This window comes from Acinetobacter sp. CIP 53.82 (assembly GCF_000369465.1).
Lineage (GTDB): Bacteria > Pseudomonadota > Gammaproteobacteria > Pseudomonadales > Moraxellaceae > Acinetobacter > Acinetobacter indicus.
Map to the genome: position 1 here is coordinate 193,978 of NZ_KB850045.1, position 20,649 is coordinate 214,626.

Below are 20,649 nucleotides of genomic sequence, written 5' to 3' on the forward strand. Positions count from 1 at the left end.
TGGTTTTTTCGTCGTTGAACGCGAACCGGATTAACGGTTGATGTCGCGTTGAACTTCGCCAGTGTAAAGCTGACGAGGACGACCGATCTTGTAAGGACCGCTGTGCATTTCTAACCAGTGGCTGATCCAACCAACTGTACGTGCAAGCGCGAAGATCACAGTAAACATTTCTGTCGGAATACCAATCGCTTTCAGGATGATACCAGAGTAGAAGTCTACGTTTGGATACAGGTTACGCTTGATGAAGTATTCGTCAGAAAGCGCGATACGCTCAAGTTCCATTGCTAACGCTAATTGTGGATCGTTGATACCTAATGCACCAAGAACTTCGTCGCAAGTCTCTTTCATTACTTTCGCGCGTGGGTCGAAGTTTTTGTAAACACGGTGACCGAAGCCCATCAGTTTAACTTCTTTAGTCTTCACTTTTTCCATGAAGCCAGCAACGTTTTCTACAGTGCCGATTTCATCCAGCATCTTAAGAACTGCTTCGTTCGCACCACCGTGCGCAGGACCCCAAAGTGCAGAGATACCCGCAGCGATACAAGCATAAGGGTTAGCACCGGTAGAACCCGCTAAACGTACTGTAGACGTAGACGCGTTTTGCTCGTGGTCAGCGTGAAGAGTGAAGATACGGTCCATTGCTTTGGCAAGAATCGGGTTCACTTTGTAGTCACGGTCTGCAGGTGTAGCAAACATCATGTACAGGAAGTTTTCAGCGTAGCTTAAGTCGTTACGTGGGTAAACGAATGGTTGACCAACAGTGTACTTGTAGCTCCAAGCTGCTAAAGTAGGAATCTTCGCGATTAAACGGATCGCAGTGATTTCACGGTGGTTAACATCTTCGATGTCCAGGTTGTTGTGATAGAACGCAGATAATGCACCCACAACACCAACCATGATCGCCATAGGATGCGCATCACGACGGAAACCGTTATAGAAGCGGCTAACTTGGTCGTGAACCATGGTGTGGTTACGAACTTTCGCGTCAAACTCTTCTTTTTGCTCAGCTGTTGGAAGCTCGCCGTTTAATAACAGGTAGCAAGTTTCCAGGTAATCAGCTTTAGTCGCCAATTGATCAATCGGGTAACCGCGGTGTAACAGAACACCTTTGTTACCGTCAATGAATGTGATCTTAGATTCACAAGAAGCTGTCGCCATAAAACCAGGATCAAAAGTAAAGTGACCTGCAGCCAACACATCCTTAACGTCAATTACATCTGGGCCCAATGTGCCGCTGTAAATTGGTAATTCAATTTCTTTGCCATCAAGCTGTAAAACGGCTTTCTTGCCAGTTGCTTCAGACATTCAATAGATCTCCTGTCCTGGTGAATGTTGATCTGACTCGTAGTATCAATCTTTTAATGCGCGAATCAGACGGATCGAAAATTTGCTATAAGATTAGTGTGTACTGAAATTTTGTCAATTATACTTATGGATAAAAAGTGACGCTGACACAGCAGCTTAGTCAAAAAATATTCGTATGAAAAACTGAGTAAAATCACAGCACCGACGCGCTATAATAAGTCAAATTCCCGGGCAGGTGCAGAAAAAAATAATAGGAATGCTTTAATTGTAAGCAATTTTTTAGCGTTAAAAGCTCTTGAAAAGCCGGGCTGCTGGAATTTTAAGCTTTCCGAAATATATCTGTTTTTCATAACTTAGCTGGGCTTTGCCGGTTCTGCTGCTGCTTTGTTATTCATAAATAAAAGCGCTAAGTCTGTCATTTTTTTAGGTTTAACTGGTTAAAAAATAGCTGATTAAATCAGCCATTCAGCCAGTTAACTTGTTCTGATGCGCTGAAATTGCAAGTAAAGGCAGAGCAATCTATCGGCATTTTTTTAAAAGACAAAACCTAAATACCGACCTGAAGCAGGAAGCAAGAGCAAGGCGCTGAAAATATTTCATGTTGTATGCCTGATAGAGAATATTCAAGGAAAAAATATTCAGGCACCCAAAGATAAAGTGAAAAGATTCAACAATATAGTGTCTAGACATTTACTGTGCTGCTTTAGTCTAAATATTTCAGTCCGGTGAAAATTGCAATTATAGCTAAAACCAATAGCAGAAATATAAAATAAATTAATAAAAAACAGTGAGATGATGCCTTAAAGATGTATCCGGTTGATGTGTTTCATAAATTACCTATTTGTTAATGATTCTTATTTAAGGGTTTTTTTGTTCAAAAAGCCCAGTGCGGTTGTTTGTATTTTAATAGTTGACGTTTTATAATTCAGTGTCGTTTTGAATATAGGCATTCGAATGCCTAGCAATGCCAGCTTTCCTTCGAATTAATTCCAACAAACTCCGGATGGAGTTTTTACTTACAGGATGCCCGCTGTGAAAAGCAACAGACCTGTCAATTTGTCCATGGGTCAAGTTTTATCAGTAAACTTAAAATCACCTGTGGCTATTGCATCAATTTTACACCGTCTTTCAGGTGTCATCGTATTTTTACTCGTACCGGTACTTCTTTGGTTATTAGACAAGTCTTTGTCTTCGCCAGAAGGTTTTGCAGAAGTACAGGAAATCTTTAACGGTTTCTTTGTCCGCTTTATCGTATGGGTATTTGTAGCCGGATTAATCTATCACTTCATCGCTGGTGTCAAGCATTTACTTGCTGACCTTGGTGTTGCAGAGGAACTGCAAAGTGGTCGTGTTGCAGCTACTATCGCATTAGTCTTGTCTGCGATTGGTATTCTCGCAGCCTTTGTATGGATTGTTCTCTAATGAAAAGTGCTACAGGTTTAACGGGTTCAGGTTCTCGCGACTGGTTTATCCAACGCGTAAGTGCTGTTGTTCTTGCTGTTTATACCGTTGTGGTATTTGGTTGGATTCTGCTGAATGGCGGATTTAACTTTGAACAGTGGTACGGCTTTATGATGACATTACCAATGAAGATTTTATCTTTATTGGCAGTCTTATCTCTTGTTGCACACGCATGGATTGGTATGTGGCAGGTATTCACAGATTACGTGACTACTCGTCAGATGGGTCCTTCAGCTTCAGGTTTACGCCTAGTGCTGACTTCAGCAGTGATTATTGCTGTTTTTGCATACGCAATCTGGGCAATCCAGATTTTCTGGGCGAATTGATAGGAAGATATCATGGGCGCGATTAACCCTAAAGAAGATTATTCAAACATTCCACACCAATTTTTTGACGCAGTCATCGTTGGTGGTGGTGGTTCAGGTATGCGTGCATCTTACCAACTTGCTCAAGCGGGTTTGAAAGTTGCAGTACTGACCAAAGTATTCCCAACACGTTCGCACACGGTTGCGGCGCAAGGTGGTATTGGTGCATCTCTTGGTAACATGCAGGAAGATAACTGGCACTACCACTTCTATGACACGGTTAAAGGTTCTGACTGGTTAGGCGACCAAGACGCGATCGAATTCATGACGCGTGAAGCGCCACAAGTGGTTTATGAATTAGAACACTTGGGTATGCCATTTGACCGTAACGCAGACGGTACAATTTACCAGCGTCCATTCGGTGGTCACTCTGCAAACTACGGTGAAAAAGCTGTGCCACGTGCATGTGCTGCTGCTGACCGTACAGGCCACGCGCTGCTTCACACGCTTTATCAAAGCAACGTGAAAATGGGTACTCAATTTTTCGTTGAATGGATTGCACTTGACTTAATCCGTAACGAAGCAGGCGACGTACTGGGTGTAACTGCAATTGACCAGGAAACAGGTAAAATTGCGGTATTCCAAGCTAAAGCGACGCTATTCGCTACTGGTGGTGCAGGTCGTGTTTACCGTGCCTCTACTAACGCGTATATCAACACGGGTGACGGTCTTGGTATGGCTGCTCGTGCAGGTATTCCATTACAGGATATGGAATTCTGGCAATTCCACCCAACAGGTGTTGCGGGCGCAGGCGTATTGTTAACGGAAGGCTGTCGTGGTGAGGGTGGTATCCTTCGTAACGATTCTGGCGAACCGTTCATGGAACGTTATGCTCCAACTTTAAAAGACTTGGCGCCACGTGACTTCGTATCACGTTCTATGGACCAGGAAATTAAAGAAGGCCGTGGTTGTGGTCCGAATAAAGACTACATCTTGCTGGATATGACGCACCTGGGTGCTGACACGATCATGAAACGTCTGCCATCTGTATTCGAGATTGGCAAGAAATTCGCGAACGTTGACTGTACTAAAGAGCCAATTCCGGTTGTACCAACAATCCATTACCAAATGGGTGGTATTCCGACCAACATTCATGGTCAGGTTGTTGTTCCAGAATCTCGTGAAACGACTCCACTGGTTGCCAACTACGACAAAGACACTGACACATATTCTACAAATGCGGAAGGTCGTGACTTTGCGAAACCTGTAAAAGGTTTCTATGCAATTGGTGAATGTTCATGTGTATCTGTACACGGCGCAAACCGTTTAGGTACTAACTCACTGCTTGACCTGGTGGTATTTGGTAAAGCGGCTGGTCAACATATCATTGAGTATGTAACTAAACAGCACGATGGCGAGTACGAACCACTACCTACAACTGTACTTGAAAACACGCTGAACCGTATTCGTAAACTTGACGAATCAACTTCAGGTGAAAACGCTCAAGAAGTTGCGGATGCAATTCGTAACATCGTTCAGGATCACGCAGGTGTATTCCGTACTTCAGCATTGCTTGAAGAAGGTGTGAAACAGATTCTTGCGCTTGAACCACGTGTTCGCAATATCCACCTGAAAGACAAATCTAAAGTCTTCAACACTGCACGTGTAGAAGCATTAGAAGTTGAAAACCTATACGAAGTCGCAAAAGCAACCTTGATTTCTGCTGCTGCGCGTAAAGAGTGTCGTGGTGCGCACACTGTTGTAGACTTTGAATTACCACCAGATCACCCGACTTATTCTTATGGTCGTCGTGATGATGAGTGGATGAAGCACACTCTGTGGTTCTCTGCAGACAACCGTCTTGAGTACAAACCAGTACGTTACAAGCCGCTTTCTGTTGCAGCTATTCCACCTAAACCACGTACATTCTAATCAGGAGAAACAAGATGAGTAGAGGTACTCGTACATTTCATATCTACCGCTATGATCCTGATAAGGATAAAGCACCGTACATGCAAACATTCAAGCTGGAATTGACTGATAAGCATCGTATGTTGCTTGACGCACTTTTGGCGTTGAAAGTACAAGACGAAACTTTAACGTTCCGTCGTTCTTGCCGCGAAGGTATTTGTGGTTCTGATGGTGTAAACATCAATGGTAAAAACGGTTTGGCGTGTCTTTGGAACCTGAACGATTTACCAAATGAAATCACCATTCGTCCATTACCAGGTCTGCCAGTGATCAAAGACCTAGTTGTTGATATGAATCAGTTCTACGACCAGTACAACAAGATTCAGCCATTCTTGATCAACAACCAGCCTGCGCCACCAAAAGAGCGTTTACAGTCTCAGGAAGACCGTGAGCACCTAGATGGCCTGTATGAATGTATTTTATGTGCATGCTGTTCAACTTCATGCCCATCATTCTGGTGGAACCCGGACAAATTCCTGGGGCCTTCAGCGCTGTTGAATGCTTACCGCTTCATCATCGATTCACGTGATACTGCAACTCAAGAGCGTCTGGCGCGTCTTGACGACCCGTTCTCGCTGTTCCGTTGTAAAGGCATCATGAACTGTGTGTCAGTTTGTCCGAAAGGTCTGAACCCAACCAAAGCAATCGGTCACATCCGTAACATGCTTCTGGATACTGCAGGTTAATCTGAACGCCAGTTTGGTGAACTCAAAAAAGCACATCTCCGGATGTGCTTTTTTTATGCTGCTTTATTGAACACTTGAGTGGGGTTGGTCTGATGAGATGCATTGCTGCATACAAACTGGGTATGAAAAGTGCAGGTGAATAGTTTTAAATCAATCCTCTACAAAAGTGTAATAGAGTGATGGTATTTTGTTTTAATACGCCCAGAAATGGGGCATGAGACTGCAAAAAGTGGTGCAAGATGTTATTATATAACGCAAGTTGAAGAGGGCAGATTGAAAGATGTGCTCTCTTTTGTTTTATGGAATAAAGAAGCCGTTGGACTTTGGTCTTAATTGCTTCTAATTATTAAATAAAGCACCATATGTTAGAGCAAAATATGTTTCTTGTATTTCGCCAATTTATAGGAGGTATACGTCAAAAAAATCAATTGAGAGTTGGAGATCATGTTACGATTAATAAACTTCTATATTTAAAAATTGAGGTTGAATTTATGTACATTTTTTCAACATTTAAAGAGATGTAGAAAGCCAGAAATTAGAGTAAACCTATTTAGAAAAGCTAATTTGCCGAATTAATTTTTCTAAGTCGATTTGCAAAAAAATTGCTCGGTTTTGGCCGAGTATAAAATGAGTGATGATGCCAATCAGGGCGTTATGATTCATTATTCACATTGGGTAGTCCTAATGTAGTGATAACGCCTCATGACAGTTGTCGAATGGGGACGAATGTCATGTTACCAATTTGACATTATCAATCATGGGTTTTGCTTAAAAAGCATCCTGAAAAATGTTTTTGCAATAGGAAATGGGTCCACAAATGCAAGAAGTTGCTGACGCTCTGCGTCTTGACACTGAACTTTCCGCTGATAGTGCAGCGTATATTGAAGAACTTTATGAGCAGTATTTAACGTCTCCAGAGTCAGTTGGTGAAGACTGGAGAGTGTACTTCGATAAATTCCCAAAAGGTGATCAACCTCATAGCAATGTACGTGAGCAATTCCTTTTATTGGGTCGCAACTCAAATCGTATTCAGTCTGTGGCTCAAAGCGCGGTAAGCTCTGAGCATGAACGTCGTCAAATAGGCGTCCTGCAACTGATCGCAGCGTATCGTAATCGTGGTCACCAAAAAGCAAAATTAGATCCGCTAGGTTTGGCAAAACGCGAAGAAGTGCCAGATCTTGATCTTGCTGCGCACGGTTTAACCAAATCTGATTTAGATACCGTATTCAACACAGGCAACCTGGCGATTGGTAAAACAGATACCACGCTGGGCGAAATGGTTGAAGCGATGGAAGCAACTTACTGCGGTTCAATTGGTGCAGAGTACATGCACATTGTTGACACCAAAGAGAAACGCTGGATTCAACAGCGTCTTGAAAGTGCCCGTGGTCAGTATGGCTTCAATGCAGAACAGAAAAAACACTTCCTTGAGCGTTTAACTGCCGCTGAAGGTCTGGAAAAATATTTAGGTAATAAATACGTTGGTGCAAAACGCTTTGGTGTGGAAGGTGGTGAATCTTTCATTCCAATGGTTAACGAACTAATTCAACGTGCCGGTGCGGTTGGTTGTAAAGAAGTCGTGATTGGTATGCCGCACCGTGGCCGTCTGAACTTGCTGGTTAACATCATGGGTAAAAACCCGGCTGACCTGTTTGGCGAGTTCGAAGGTAAATCTTTACACAAGAAAGGTTCGGGTGACGTTAAGTACCACCAAGGTTTCTCATCTAACGTAATGACCCCAGGTGGCGAAGTTCACTTGGCATTGGCGTTTAACCCGTCGCACCTTGAAATTGTTGGACCTGTGGTTGAAGGTTCAGTACGTGCCCGTCAAGTACGTCGTAAAGACATTGGTGGCGATGACGTATTGCCATTAATCGTACACGGTGATGCTGCATTTGCAGGTCAGGGCGTGAACCAGGAAACTTTCCAGATGTCACAAACACGCGGTTATACCGTGGGTGGTACTGTGCACATCGTAATTAACAACCAGGTTGGTTTCACTACCTCTGATCCACGTGATGCGCGTTCTACAGAATACTGTACCGACATCGCGAAAATGGTTCAGGCGCCAGTATTCCACGTGAATGGTGATGATCCTGAAGCGGTAATCTTCGTAACGCAATTGGCACACGACTTCCGTCATACTTTCCGTAAAGACGTAGTGATTGACCTGTTCTGTTACCGTCGTCGTGGTCACAACGAAGCGGATGAGCCATCTGCAACCCAGCCACTGATGTATCAGGTGATCAACAAGAAAGCCACTACACGTACTTTGTATGCAGACCAACTGGTACAACAGGGCGTATTAGATCGCGCTGCTGCAGACCAAATGGTTGAAGACTACCGTGCCGATCTTGAAGCAGGTAATCACGTTGCCAATGCGCTGGTTCTTGAACCGAACAAGAAAATGTTTGTGGACTGGACGCCGTACCTGGGCCATGAATACACTGACGAATGGGATACCACTTTCCCGGCTGAGCGCTTAAAAGAGCTTGGTGAAGGCATGCGTAAACTTCCAGAAGGTTTCGTGATGCAGCGTCAGGTGTCTAAAGTGATTGACGAACGTCTGAAAATGCAGACCGGCGAAATGCCGTTGAACTGGGGTGCTGCTGAAACTCTAGCCTATGCAACACTGCTAGATCAGGGTTACCTGGTACGTATTACTGGTGAAGACGTAGGTCGTGGTACCTTCTCGCACCGTCATGCCAAACTGCATAACCAGGTTGATGGCGAAACTTATATTCCATTGTGCCATGTGAAAGAAAACCAGCCGCGTTTTGCTTTATATGACTCGCTATTGTCTGAAATGGCGGTACTGGCATTTGAATATGGTTATGCGACCACGATTCCACACGGTCTGATCATTTGGGAAGCACAATTTGGTGACTTCGCTAACTGTGCGCAAGTGGTGATTGACCAGTTCATCGCCTCAGGTGAAACCAAGTGGGAACGTGTATGTGGTTTAACCATGTTGCTGCCACACGGCTTTGAAGGTCAGGGTCCGGAACACTCATCTGCACGTTTAGAACGTTTCTTACAGCTGTGTGCTGAAGACAACATGCAAGTGATTACCCCGACTACACCAGCACAGATTTTCCACGCTTTACGTCGTCAGGCAATTCGTCCAATCCGTAAGCCAATGATTGTGATGTCACCGAAATCATTGCTGCGTCACAAACTGGCAACTTCATCTCTTGATGAGCTGGCAACTGGTACTTTCCAGACTGTGATTGACGAAATCGACAGCAACATCAACAAGGCCGACGTGACCCGTCTGGTACTTTGTGGTGGTAAAGTGTATTACGACCTGCTTGAAAAACGTCGTGAAAAAGAATTGAACAACACGGCAATTGTTCGTATTGAACAGTTGTATCCATACCCAGAACAACGCATTGCGGAAATTCTTGAAGCTTATCCAAACGTGAAAGAACTGGTTTGGACTCAGGAAGAACCGAAGAACCAAGGTGCTTGGTTGTTCATCGCGCCGCGTCTATATGATGATGTGATGAAAGCTGGTAAACAGGTTCGTATCAGCTTTGCTGGTCGTGAGGCTTCTGCCGCTCCAGCGTGTGGTTCACCATATTTGCATGCAAAACAACAAGCTCAGCTCATCAATGACGCGCTTGCGATCGTAGCTGAATAACAGGAGATTCGAAGTAATGGCAACCGAAATTAAAGCACCGGTATTTCCAGAGTCAGTTGCAGATGGAACAATCGCGACTTGGCACAAACAACCAGGTGAAGCAGTATCACGTGATGAAGTGATCTGTGACATCGAAACTGACAAAGTTGTTCTGGAAGTTGTAGCTCCTGCAGACGGTACGATTGCTCAAATCATTAAAAATGAAGGCGATACTGTACTTTCAAATGAAGTGATTGCACAGTTTGAAGAAGGTGCTGCATCTGGCGCTGCGCAAACTCAAGCAGTTCAGTCTGAAGAGAAAGTTGAACAGGCGGCTGCGAAAACTGAAGCAGGTGCAGCACCTGTAGTTGAGCGTGCTCAACCTGTTGCGGACCAGGCACCAGCAGTGCGTAAAGCATTGACTGAAACCGGTATCAACGCTGCTGACGTACAAGGTACAGGCCGTGGCGGTCGCATCACTAAAGAAGATGTGGCCAACCACCAGGCGAAACCAGCAGCTGCGCCTTTAACTGCAGCAGTAGGCGAGCGTATCGAGAAACGTGTTCCTATGACGCGTTTACGTAAGCGTGTAGCTGAACGTTTACTTGCAGCGACTCAAGAAACTGCAATGTTGACGACGTTCAACGAAGTGAACATGAAACCAATCATGGAAATGCGTAAGCAATATAAAGACGCATTTGAAAAACGCCACGGTGCGCGTCTTGGCTTCATGTCATTCTTCGTAAAAGCTGCGACTGAAGCGCTAAAACGCTACCCAGCAGTAAACGCATCAATTGATGGCGACGATATCGTTTATCACGGTTACTATGACATCGGTGTAGCTGTATCTTCTGACCGTGGTCTGGTGGTTCCTGTATTACGTGATACAGACCGTATGAACTACGCTGAAGTTGAATCTGGCATTGGTGCTTATGCTGCGAAAGCACGTGAAGGTAAACTTGCGATTGAAGACATGACTGGCGGTACATTCACCATTACTAACGGTGGTACTTTCGGTTCACTGCTGTCTACGCCAATTCTGAATACACCACAAACTGCTATTCTAGGTATGCACAAAATCCAGGAACGTCCTATGGCAGTCAATGGTCAGGTTGAAATCTTGCCAATGATGTATTTAGCGCTGTCTTATGACCACCGTTTAATCGATGGTAAAGAAGCGGTAGGTTTCCTTGTAACAATCAAAGAATTGTTAGAAGAGCCAGCTAAACTTATCCTTGACTTATAATTTATTAATTAAAAATCTCTCCTAACCCCTCTAAAAAGAGGGGAAAGGTTCCCCCTTGAGCAAAAGGGGGAATTTAGAGAGATTGATTGGAGATAAAAATGTCTCAACAATTTGATTTAGTTGTTATTGGCGGTGGTCCAGGCGGTTATGAAGCAGCCATTCGTGCGGCTCAGCTTGGTTTTAAAGTGGCATGTATCGAAAAACGCATCCACAAAGGTAAACCATCTTTAGGTGGTACCTGCTTAAACGTGGGCTGTATCCCGTCTAAAGCGCTGCTTGATTCTTCACACCGTTATGAAGATACCGTTCATCACCTGGCTGATCATGGTATTACGACAGGTGAAGTAAACTTTGACCTGTCTAAATTACTGGCACGTAAAGACAAGATTGTTGATCAGTTGACTGGCGGTATTGACCAGTTGCTGAAAGGCAATGGTATCGAATGGTTAAAAGGTACTGGTAAATTACTGGCGGGTAAGAAAGTTGAGTTTGTTCCTCACGAAGGTGAAACTCAGATTCTAGAACCAAAATACGTAATTCTTGCGTCTGGTTCTGTACCTGTGAACATTCCGGTTGCTCCTGTTGATCAAGACATTATTGTTGACTCTACTGGCGCGCTTGAGTTCCCTGAAGTACCGAAGCGTTTAGGTGTGATTGGTGCCGGCGTGATCGGTCTGGAGCTTGGTTCAGTATGGCGTCGTCTAGGTGCTGAAGTTGTTGTATTTGAAGCAATGGATGCCTTCTTGCCAATGGCGGATAAAGCGCTGGCAAAAGACTACCAGAAACTGCTGACCAAACAGGGTCTGGATATCCGTGTAGGCGCGAAAGTGTCTGGCACTGAAGTCAACGGTCGTGAAGTAACTGTAAAATACACCCAAGGCGGCGAAGAGAAAGAACAGACTTTCGACAAGCTGATCGTGTGTGTGGGTCGTCGTGCATATGCTGAAGGCTTACTGGCTGATGACTGTGGTATCAAACTGACTGAACGTGGTCTGGTTGAAGTGAACGACTGGTGTGCGACTTCTGTTGAAGGCGTATACGCAATTGGTGACTTGGTACGCGGTCCAATGCTGGCACACAAAGCCATGGAAGAAGGCGTAATGGCAGTTGAACGTATTCACGGTCATGCTGCTCAAGTGAACTATGACACCATCATCTCTGTCATCTATACACACCCTGAAGCGGCGTGGGTAGGTTTAACAGAAGAGCAGGCCAAAGAAAAAGGTCATGAAGTGAAAACCGGTCAATTCGGTTTCGCAGTCAACGGCCGGGCTTTAGCTGCCGGTGAAGGTGCTGGTTTCGTGAAGTTCGTTGCCGATGCTAAAACAGATCGTTTACTGGGTATGCACGTGATTGGACCTGCGGCGTCTGACATTGTTCACCAAGGTATGATCGCGCTTGAATTTGTATCTTCAGTTGAAGATTTACAATTAATGACATTCGGTCACCCAACCTTCTCTGAGGTGGTGCACGAAGCGGCACTGGCCGTCGATGGACGTGCCATCCACGCGATTCAGCGTAAGCGTAAATAAATAAAAAAAGAGCGGTTTCGACCGCTCTTTTTCATTTGGTGGTTGTTTTTGTTTGAATAATCATCTAAAACTAAAACGATAAAACTGTATAAATGTTAATACTCACGACGATGGATGTTGGAGTTTTAGCGAGTCATAAAAAAACGTGAAAAGTAGTAAAAGGTAAATAAATGAATCTACATGAGTACCAAGCCAAAGCGCTATTAAAAAAATATGGTATGCCGGTGCAGGAAGGTCTGCTTGCAACCAATGCAGATGAAGCAGTACAGGCATTTGAACAGCTCGGTGGCAAATTCGCTGTCATGAAAGCCCAGGTGCATGCGGGTGGCCGTGGTAAGGCGGGTGGTGTGAAAGTGGTGAAATCGGCTGAAGAAGCGGCAGAGTATGCCAATCAGCTGATCGGTACTCGACTGGTCACTTATCAGACCGATGCCAATGGCCAGCCGGTGAACAGTATTCTGGTGGCCCAGGATGTCTATCCGGTAGAGCGTGAATTATATTTAGGTGCCGTGGTGGATCGTTCTAGCCGTCGCGTGACCTTTATGGCCTCAACCGAAGGTGGGGTCGAAATTGAAAAAGTCGCAGAAGAAACCCCAGAAAAAATTATTAAAGTCGAAGTTGATCCACTAGTCGGCTTATTGCCATTTCAGGCACGTGAAGTTGCGTTTGCCCTGAACTTAAAAGATGGACAAATCAACCAGTTTGTCAAAATCATGACCGCGGCGTATCAGGCCTTTATTGAAAACGATTTTGCCCTGTTTGAAATTAACCCGCTGTCTGTACGTGAAAACGGTGAAATTTTATGTGTCGATGCCAAAGTTGGCATTGATTCCAATGCGCTGTACCGTTTGCCGGAAGTGGCGGCGCTGCGTGACAAGAGTCAGGAAAATGAGCGCGAACTGAAAGCCTCTGAGTTCGATCTGAACTATGTAGCGCTAGAAGGTAATATTGGCTGTATGGTCAATGGTGCCGGTCTTGCCATGGCAACCATGGACATCATCAAATTGTATGGTGGTCAACCGGCCAACTTCCTTGATGTCGGTGGCGGTGCAACCAAAGAGCGCGTGATTGAAGCCTTTAAAATTATTCTGGCCGACAATTCGGTTCAGGGAGTATTAATCAATATTTTTGGTGGGATTGTACGTTGTGACATGATTGCGGAAGCGATTATTGCAGCAGTTCAGGAAGTCAATGTCAGCGTGCCGGTGGTGGTACGTCTGGAAGGAAACAATGCTGAGCTGGGGGCCAAATTACTAGATGAATCTGGCCTGACCTTAATTTCTGCAAATGGCCTGGCCGATGCTGCAGAAAAAATTGTTGCTGCAGTAAAAGCTTAAGGAGATGCATCATGAGCGTATTAGTAAATAAAGACACAAAAGTATTGGTTCAGGGCTTCACCGGTAAAAACGGAACCTTCCATTCGGCCCAGGCGCTGGATTATGGCACGCGTGTTGTCGGCGGTGTAACTCCAGGTAAAGGTGGTCAAACCCATTTAGACCTGCCAGTATTTAACACCATGAAGCAGGCGGTCCGTGAAACTCAGGCCGATGCTTCGGTGATTTATGTACCCGCACCTTTTGTACTGGACTCGATTGTTGAAGCAGTCGATGCCGGTATTGAACTGATTGTGGTAATTACCGAAGGTGTACCAACCCTAGATATGCTAAAAGCCAAACGCTATTTAGAAACCAATGGTAATGGTACACGCTTAATCGGCCCGAACTGTCCGGGTATTATTACCCCGGGCGAATGTAAGATCGGGATTATGCCAGGTCATATTCATCAGCCAGGGAAAATCGGGATTATCTCGCGTTCAGGAACGCTGACCTATGAAGCGGTTGCGCAAACCACCAAATTGGGTCTGGGCCAGTCGACCTGTATCGGCATCGGCGGTGATCCGATTCCGGGCATGAACCAGATTGACTGTCTGAAACTGTTTCAGGACGATCCTCAAACTGAAGCCATTATCATGATTGGTGAGATTGGCGGCACAGCCGAAGAAGAAGCAGCCGAATACATTCAGGCGCATGTGACCAAGCCTGTGGTGGGCTATATTGCCGGTGTAACCGCACCAAAAGGCAAACGCATGGGCCATGCTGGCGCGATTATTTCTGGCGGTAAAGGAACCGCAGAGGAGAAATTTGCTGCCTTTGAACGTGCCGGAATGGCTTATACCCGTAGCCCGGCCGAGCTCGGTTCAACCATGCTGAAAGTATTGCAGGACAAAGGTTTGGTGTAAAACCTACCTGACTAAAAAACCCCAGTTCTTGGGGTTTTTTATGGCAAAGAACATAGATAATGATGACGCTTCTATTGAGGAAAAAGTAAAGCATACAAAACAAATAAAATGATTGTTTTAGTAATTGTGATTTACATCACACTTTAATAGAATATCGAACAATAATTATCAGAAACTTGAGAATTTATATGATCAAAATAACAACGATCATGCCGATTCAGTGTCTGTCGCTTTGCTCTTTTTTATTTTTTTCTTCTGCTCATGCCAATACGCTTGATCAGCAACGTGAGCACGCGGTGGAGATGGTTCGGTCCGGGCAGGTGGTCTCTGGACTCAATCGCTTGCAGGCGTTATTAGCTCAATTTCCCACAGATCAAAAGTTAATTGCGGATTATCTAGTTTTGGCCTATGGTCAGCCTGTGGTACATCCACAGGATTTATACCGCCTAACGCAGCAGATTCAACCTAAAACCTTTCCTGCCTATGCCCAGGTCAGCGCTATCAAGGTGCTCCGTGATGCCAAGCAGTACGCTCAGGCCAAAGCGTATCTGGCCCGGTTTCAGCCTTTAAATACCCAGGCCAGCGGCAAAGTCTGGCACGCGGTACTGGAAGCCGAGTCGGGTCAGGCAGCAGCCGCTAAAACGTTGCTGAAAAACCTGCAATGGCAACAGCTTAGTGCCGATGACCTGAGTTTATTGTCTTATACCTATCGTATCCTGAATATGCCGGTACAAGCCTTGCAGGCAGCCGAAGCCGGATTAAAAAAGCAAAGCAGCATTGCAGGCCATGAACAATATGTACTGTCGCTGATGCTTACTGGCAAGCATCATGCAGCAGAGAACTATCTGCTGCAACAACAGTTAGCACATAGCCATCCTCGTTTATTATTGCAAGTCAAACAGCACCAGTTTTCTACCCGGATTCAGAATGCAGTACAGGCCTATAAAACGGCACAACTGCGCAGTGAATATGCAACAGCCTATACCGAGCTGGATGCGGTACTGGCCGATATGGCTGCACATGAACCACAGGTGGCAGCTGACGCCGAACTGCAGCGCGCATTCTATGCCGATTATCTGTATGCCTTGGGACAGCGTAAGCGTCATCAGCAGGTCTTGAAAATTGTGCAACAGCAGCATCAGCCAATTGCAAACTGGCCGGCTTATGTACGCCATGCCATTGCCGATGCCTATCTGGCCACCCGACAACCGGAACTGGCTGAACCGGTGTATTTAAGCCTGTTTCAGGAAAAGAACTATGCAGACTATACGGTGTATGCCGGTTTGTATTATGCCTATATCGAACAGGAAAAATTCAAGCAGGCTGATCAGCTGATTCAGGACATGGACCGTCAGTTACCGCGTTATCGTTATAGCGAGGCCAAAGGCGTGGACCGCAGTACCCATGAAGACCGGGAGCAGTATCTGGCTTTAAAAGGGCTGAACTATGCCTACCGCAACGAACATGCCAAAGCCGAGCAGTATTTTGAAACCCTGGTTTCAATTGCACCGAATAATCTGGCCTATCAGAACAATCTGGCACAAATTCAGCGCTGGCGTGAAAAACCACTGACTTCCCAACAAACGCTGGAGCAGTGGAATGGCCTGGATCAGGTCAGTCAAATCACCCAGATTAACCAGATGCAAAATGCCCAAGCCCTGAATGATATTAGGGGCTGGCGTCAGCCGAATCAGGCCTTGTTACAGACGGCTGCAGATGATACCGGTGTGCAATTAAGCCGCAAAGAATTAAAGGATCGCGATCATTTCAGCATTCAGCATGAAAGTTATTTTTCTGAAAGTCGTTCCGATCAGGAACAGTTGCTGAACCGTTTAAAAGGTTCAGAAGAGCGTACCCATTGGACCCGTCTTAACAGCCCGTGGCTAAATGAGCATTATCAGGTTTTTATTGACCATCAGCATCGGCAGGGGCGTTATGAAGATGGCACCCTGGATGATCCGCGTTTAGGTCTGGGTGTGGCCTGGTCCAAAGATCGCAAGTATGCCAGCCTGTTGCTGTCTCAATCTTTAGATGAAGACCGTGTGGGCGCTGCACTGGACTGGTCACACTGGTTAAATGATCATTGGCAATATCATCTGGCGGTGAATACCCAGGCCGATATTCCGTTGCAGGCAGTGGCCAAAGCACATGAAGGACAGTCGTATCGGGCTGGCCTCAACTGGCAGGCCAACGAGTCGCGTAAAGCCGGTGCACAATTTCAATTGACCGATATTGATGATGGCAACACCCGTCAGGAATATCAGGCCTATTTTAGCCAGCAGTTTTATCAGGCCCCGCATCATCTGAGTCGTGCCACGCTCAGCGGCTATTATGGAAAAAATAAGCCCGTCGCCGTGGATTATTTTAATCCTGAATCCAGCCATAGTTTAGAGCTGAAACTGGAACATGACTGGATGACCTGGCGTCGTTATGAGCAACATTTTAATCAGCATTTTGAACTGACGCTGGGCACATTTGGACAGAAAGATTATTCCAATGAGCCGATATATAACCTGTTTTATCGCCATGACTGGCGTGTGTCACGAACCTGGAAACTGCACTATGGCATTGGTTGGGGCAGCCATCCGTACGATGGCAAAACAGAAGAAAAAACCTATGCAGTATTCGGCTTTGAAGGACGATTCTAATGCAAATGAAACCCGCTTTACTCCTGAGTGCCTGTATCGCTGCATGTGTTTATTCTCCTTTGACCGTGCAGGCCGAGACCAGCACAGCGCCAGCAGCAACTACAGCGCCGCTTGATGCGCAGGCCTATGAATTTGTTACCTTAACTTTTCATGATGTGCGTGATGACGTTGCCAAACAGGGTGACCGTGATCTATACGCCATCAGCACCCATAACTTTGCCCAGTTCCTGCAATGGATCAGGGAACATGGCTGGCAGCCTATTCGGTTAGAAGATGTCTGGCAGGCCCGTCAGCATAAGACAGCCTTACCGGAAAAAGCAGTATTAATAACTATTGATGATGGCGCGCTCAGCAGCTATAGCCATATTTTCCCCTTATTAAAGCTGCATCAGGTTCCGGCTGTTTTTGCTATTCCGACCAGCTGGATTAATGGCAATACCAAAGATGCCTATGAAGCCTATGGAGAGGGCAACCTGATGAACTGGCCGCAGATGCGTGAAATGCAGCAATCCGGTCTGGTCGAGTTTGCCTCACATAGTGATGACCTGCATCACGGGATTATTGCCAATCCGCAGCTGAACCAGCAGCCGGCCGCGATTACCCGTGAATATTTCCCGGCCCAGCAGCGTTATGAATCTGATCGCGCCTATGCGACGCGGGTGGTGAAAGATTTACGTCAATCGAAGCAGATTCTAGATCGTGAATTAGGAATTAATACCCGTGCTATTTTCTGGCCGTATGGTGCGGTGACCAAGGAAACTGAAGCGCTGGCCCGTGAAGCCGGTCTACCAATGTCGTTTAGTCTGGGCAGCGTACTGACATTGGCTGATGCCGATACCACCTATCAGCGTGCCCTGATTACGGAAAACCCATCACCTGAAGAAGTGTTTGGTGAAATTAAAGACTTCTTAATGAATAGCCGGGCGCCGCATAAGCAGCGTAAAAGTTTATTACGCATTAACCTGGCAGATCTGGCGGGGAGCAATATCACCGCATCAGAAGCACATCTGAGCCAGCTGCTCAATCAGGTCAATGCCTTTCAATCCAATACGCTGGTCCTGAATGCGGTGGCCGATCAGAATGCCGATGGCAAAATTGATGTAGCTTATTTTCCGAATCGAAGCTTGCCAGTGGCTCAGGATTTGCTGAACCGGGTGGTATGGCAGGCCCGGACCCGGATTGCTAATCGGGTATATGCAGAAATGCCGCTGAGTCTGGAAACCCGGCAAGGTTATGATCTGGCAGAATTGACCGCAGATCTGGTGAAAAACAACAGCTCGATTGAAGGGCTGATGATTGAAACCGGCGATGCGTTACATTGCGCTGTATTTCAGGCCGAATGGAATGCAAGCTGTCAGGCACAGCTGCAACAGGTATTGAGCATCAAGAACCGGACCAAAAGCCAGGGTAAATACTATGCCAATATCAGTAACAACTATCAGACTGCATTAAAGCTGGAGATTCAGAATCAGCCACTTGACGGACTGAAAAAACTGCTGCAGCAACTGCCGGATCATGCCGATTTCCTGTATCTGGCTGTCGATCCGTTGGCATCCCCCCAAGCCATCAAACATGTGCATCAGGCTTTAAACCAGTTAAATGAGCGGGAAAAGCAGCATTTGATGATTAACTTGCAGATTAATCCGGACAGCACTGCAACAGACTGGCGACATTATCAGCAGATGTATCAGCAGCTAAGACGTCAGGGCATTCAAAAAATTGGTATTGATAATTATCAGCCGACCCATGGGCAGGCCGTGCATCAGCACCTGTACCGGGCGTTGAGCCTGAATGCAAGTCCGCTGAGTTATCGTGATCCCTATGTCCTGGAACAGGGAGAGCCGCAATGATGGAAGTGTTCTCGAAATTGAGTTTTAACGATTTTTATTTTGGTTTTGCATTTTTATATCCCTTGTTGATGGCCTGGCTGTGGATTGCGGGCGGGATCTGGTTTTATTTTAAACGGGAACATCGTCAGGATCATTTCCCTGAACCGAGCGATGAAGGCTGCAGTATTATCATTCCTTGCTTCAATGAAGAAGAGCAGGTCAGACGTACCATCAAGTTTGCCATGCAAAGCCAGTATCCGGAATTTGAAGTGATTGCAGTCAATGATGGCAGTCAGGACCGGACTGCAGCAATTCTGGATGAGCTGGCCACGCAATATCCAAAGCTACGGGTGGTCCATCTGGCCGAAAACCAGGGCAAAGCCTATGCCTTAAGAGCCGGGGCAATGGTTAGTCGCTATGAATTTCTGGTCTGTATTGATGGTGATGCGCTGCTGCATCCACACGCAGTATTCTGGATGATGCATCAGCTGACCAGCTTTCCGCGTGTCGGGGCGGTTACCGGTAATCCACGGATTATTAACCGTTCCAGTGTGCTCGGTAAAATTCAGGTTGGTGAGTTTTCCTCGATTATTGGATTGATTAAACGCGCGCAGCGCACCTATGGCCGGATTTTTACCGTATCAGGTGCGATTGCCGGTTTTCGTAAAACCGCGCTGGACCGGATTGGCTACTGGCGTGATGACATGATTACGGAAGATATTGATGTTTCGTGGCGTTTGCAGTTCGACCACTGGGATTTGCAATATGTGCCCAAAGCCCTGTGTTATATCTATATGCCGGAAACGTTTAAAGGTCTCTGGAAACAGCGCTTGCGCTGGGCACAAGGCGGGATTGAAGTGCTGATTGCCTATGTGCCAAAACTGTTTAAATGGCGCCTTAGACGGATGTGGCCGATTGTGATTGAATCGATCATCAGCGTGCTATGGGCCTATGTGATTATGGGCATCTTTGTGCTGTATTTTTATGGGCTGTTTTTCCCCTTGCCGGGTGAGTGGGCGATTCAATCGATTCTGCCGCAGTGGTACGGGGTGATTTTGGGCCTGACCTGTTTGCTGCAGTTTCTGGTCAGCTTAATGATCGATCATCAATATGATAAAAACCGTACCTTGAGAACCTATTTCTGGGTAATCTGGTATCCGCTATTTTTCTGGCTGATTACCGCGCTGACCACGGTGGTGTCTGTGCCAAAAACTTTGCTGAAAAAGCAGAAACGTGCACGCTGGGTCAGCCCGGACCGTGGTTTTACCAAGGAGCACGAGCATGGCTAAATTTAAAATGATTGAGGATGAAGCTCAGCTGGAGCTACCAGAATATATTGATGAGCCGCGCTATGTACGTAACAAGGCCGCAGGCTATGGACTATTCTTTCTGGGCTGGCTGGCCTGGATCTGGTTATTCCTGCCTCTGATCACTATGTTGCTGTGGCTGTTTCAGGGCTATACCGTATATGAGCAGCTGTTTGTGATGTCGGCACCGCAAAGCTCGTTCAGCCTGTTTTATCTGGGGCTGGCGATTATGGTGTTTATTCTGATTCTGCTGATCTGGGCTGTGTATAACTGGCTGCGTTTTCGTGATAATGAGCGCCGGGCTTTTCCGGAGCATATTCAGACTGAGCAGCTGGCGGAAAGTTTTCAGGTCGACACAACTGAAATGGCGTATTTGCAGCAGGCCAAAAATCTGACCTTACATTATGATCAAGATGGACAGCTGGAAAAATTTGAAGTTCATCAGCCACTGTCTTCATCATAGAACATTGAAAAACAGCCATAAAAAACGCAGCCTTA

At 46.0% G+C, this 20,649-nt stretch carries 14 protein-coding genes; 13 read left to right on the top strand and 1 reads right to left on the bottom strand.

Annotation, left to right across the window (positions count from 1 at the left end):
* Positions 1–30: 30 nt before the first annotated feature.
* Entirely contained in the window at positions 31–1,305 is a 1,275-nt protein-coding gene (gltA, locus tag F905_RS01410; RefSeq protein WP_005176240.1) for a citrate synthase, read from the bottom strand.
* Positions 1,306–2,328: 1,023 nt separating this feature from the next.
* Here gltA and sdhC point away from each other — a divergent pair.
* The 13 genes from sdhC (at position 2,329) to pgaD (ending at position 20,614) form a co-directional block, all read left to right on the top strand.
* A complete protein-coding gene (gene sdhC / locus F905_RS01415) occupies positions 2,329–2,727 on the top strand; it encodes a succinate dehydrogenase, cytochrome b556 subunit (RefSeq protein WP_005176242.1) in 399 nt (132 codons plus the stop codon).
* Positions 2,727–3,092 (top strand): succinate dehydrogenase, hydrophobic membrane anchor protein, encoded by a 366-nt coding sequence (gene sdhD / locus F905_RS01420; protein ID WP_005176252.1) that lies wholly within the window; start codon positions 2,727–2,729, stop codon positions 3,090–3,092. The genes sdhC and sdhD overlap by 1 nt, the downstream gene beginning before the upstream one ends.
* Before the next feature lie 12 nt (positions 3,093–3,104).
* Positions 3,105–5,003: an FAD-binding protein gene (locus F905_RS01425; RefSeq protein ID WP_005176254.1), complete on the top strand. Its 1,899-nt coding sequence runs from the start codon at positions 3,105–3,107 to the stop codon at positions 5,001–5,003.
* Positions 5,004–5,017: 14 nt separating this feature from the next.
* Entirely contained in the window at positions 5,018–5,728 is a 711-nt protein-coding gene (locus F905_RS01430) for a succinate dehydrogenase iron-sulfur subunit (RefSeq protein WP_005176256.1), read from the top strand.
* An 817-nt stretch (positions 5,729–6,545) separates the two neighbouring features.
* A complete protein-coding gene (locus F905_RS01435; protein ID WP_005176258.1) occupies positions 6,546–9,371 on the top strand; it encodes a 2-oxoglutarate dehydrogenase E1 component in 2,826 nt (941 codons plus the stop codon).
* A 16-nt stretch (positions 9,372–9,387) separates the two neighbouring features.
* On the top strand, positions 9,388–10,596 hold the full coding sequence (gene odhB, locus F905_RS01440; protein ID WP_005176259.1) for a 2-oxoglutarate dehydrogenase complex dihydrolipoyllysine-residue succinyltransferase: 1,209 nt from the start codon (positions 9,388–9,390) through the stop codon (positions 10,594–10,596).
* A 98-nt stretch (positions 10,597–10,694) separates the two neighbouring features.
* Entirely contained in the window at positions 10,695–12,128 is a 1,434-nt protein-coding gene (gene lpdA / locus F905_RS01445; RefSeq protein WP_005176261.1) for a dihydrolipoyl dehydrogenase, read from the top strand.
* A gap of 170 nt (positions 12,129–12,298) precedes the next feature.
* Positions 12,299–13,465 (top strand): ADP-forming succinate--CoA ligase subunit beta, encoded by a 1,167-nt coding sequence (gene sucC, locus F905_RS01450; RefSeq protein ID WP_005176263.1) that lies wholly within the window; start codon positions 12,299–12,301, stop codon positions 13,463–13,465.
* Positions 13,466–13,476: 11 nt separating this feature from the next.
* On the top strand, positions 13,477–14,367 hold the full coding sequence (sucD, locus tag F905_RS01455) for a succinate--CoA ligase subunit alpha (RefSeq protein WP_005176265.1): 891 nt from the start codon (positions 13,477–13,479) through the stop codon (positions 14,365–14,367).
* Between the two features lie 188 nt (positions 14,368–14,555).
* The gene (gene pgaA, locus F905_RS01460; RefSeq protein WP_005176267.1) at positions 14,556–17,015 is read left to right on the top strand and encodes a poly-beta-1,6 N-acetyl-D-glucosamine export porin PgaA; all 2,460 of its coding nucleotides are present in this window, start codon (positions 14,556–14,558) and stop codon (positions 17,013–17,015) included.
* Entirely contained in the window at positions 17,015–18,865 is a 1,851-nt protein-coding gene (gene pgaB / locus F905_RS01465) for a poly-beta-1,6-N-acetyl-D-glucosamine N-deacetylase PgaB (RefSeq protein ID WP_005176270.1), read from the top strand. Before pgaA ends, pgaB begins: the two co-directional genes overlap by 1 nt.
* Positions 18,865–20,133: a poly-beta-1,6-N-acetyl-D-glucosamine synthase gene (gene pgaC, locus F905_RS01470; RefSeq protein WP_171065070.1), complete on the top strand. Its 1,269-nt coding sequence runs from the start codon at positions 18,865–18,867 to the stop codon at positions 20,131–20,133. Before pgaB ends, pgaC begins: the two co-directional genes overlap by 1 nt.
* On the top strand, positions 20,126–20,614 hold the full coding sequence (gene pgaD, locus F905_RS01475) for a poly-beta-1,6-N-acetyl-D-glucosamine biosynthesis protein PgaD (RefSeq protein ID WP_005176275.1): 489 nt from the start codon (positions 20,126–20,128) through the stop codon (positions 20,612–20,614). Before pgaC ends, pgaD begins: the two co-directional genes overlap by 8 nt.
* The last annotated feature ends 35 nt before the right edge of the window (positions 20,615–20,649 follow it).

Excerpts from the sequence above, each read along its gene's own strand:
- gltA (WP_005176240.1), bottom strand. The coding sequence starts at position 1,305 with ATGTCTGAAGCAACTGGCAAGAAAGCCGTTTTACAGCTTGATGGCAAA.
- sdhC (WP_005176242.1), top strand. The coding sequence starts at position 2,329 with ATGCCCGCTGTGAAAAGCAACAGACCTGTCAATTTGTCCATGGGTCAA.
- sdhD (WP_005176252.1), top strand. The coding sequence starts at position 2,727 with ATGAAAAGTGCTACAGGTTTAACGGGTTCAGGTTCTCGCGACTGGTTT.
- F905_RS01425 (WP_005176254.1), top strand. The coding sequence starts at position 3,105 with ATGGGCGCGATTAACCCTAAAGAAGATTATTCAAACATTCCACACCAA.
- F905_RS01430 (WP_005176256.1), top strand. The coding sequence starts at position 5,018 with ATGAGTAGAGGTACTCGTACATTTCATATCTACCGCTATGATCCTGAT.
- F905_RS01435 (WP_005176258.1), top strand. The coding sequence starts at position 6,546 with ATGCAAGAAGTTGCTGACGCTCTGCGTCTTGACACTGAACTTTCCGCT.
- odhB (WP_005176259.1), top strand. The coding sequence starts at position 9,388 with ATGGCAACCGAAATTAAAGCACCGGTATTTCCAGAGTCAGTTGCAGAT.
- lpdA (WP_005176261.1), top strand. The coding sequence starts at position 10,695 with ATGTCTCAACAATTTGATTTAGTTGTTATTGGCGGTGGTCCAGGCGGT.
- sucC (WP_005176263.1), top strand. The coding sequence starts at position 12,299 with ATGAATCTACATGAGTACCAAGCCAAAGCGCTATTAAAAAAATATGGT.
- sucD (WP_005176265.1), top strand. The coding sequence starts at position 13,477 with ATGAGCGTATTAGTAAATAAAGACACAAAAGTATTGGTTCAGGGCTTC.
- pgaA (WP_005176267.1), top strand. The coding sequence starts at position 14,556 with ATGATCAAAATAACAACGATCATGCCGATTCAGTGTCTGTCGCTTTGC.
- pgaB (WP_005176270.1), top strand. The coding sequence starts at position 17,015 with ATGCAAATGAAACCCGCTTTACTCCTGAGTGCCTGTATCGCTGCATGT.
- pgaC (WP_171065070.1), top strand. The coding sequence starts at position 18,865 with ATGGAAGTGTTCTCGAAATTGAGTTTTAACGATTTTTATTTTGGTTTT.
- pgaD (WP_005176275.1), top strand. The coding sequence starts at position 20,126 with ATGGCTAAATTTAAAATGATTGAGGATGAAGCTCAGCTGGAGCTACCA.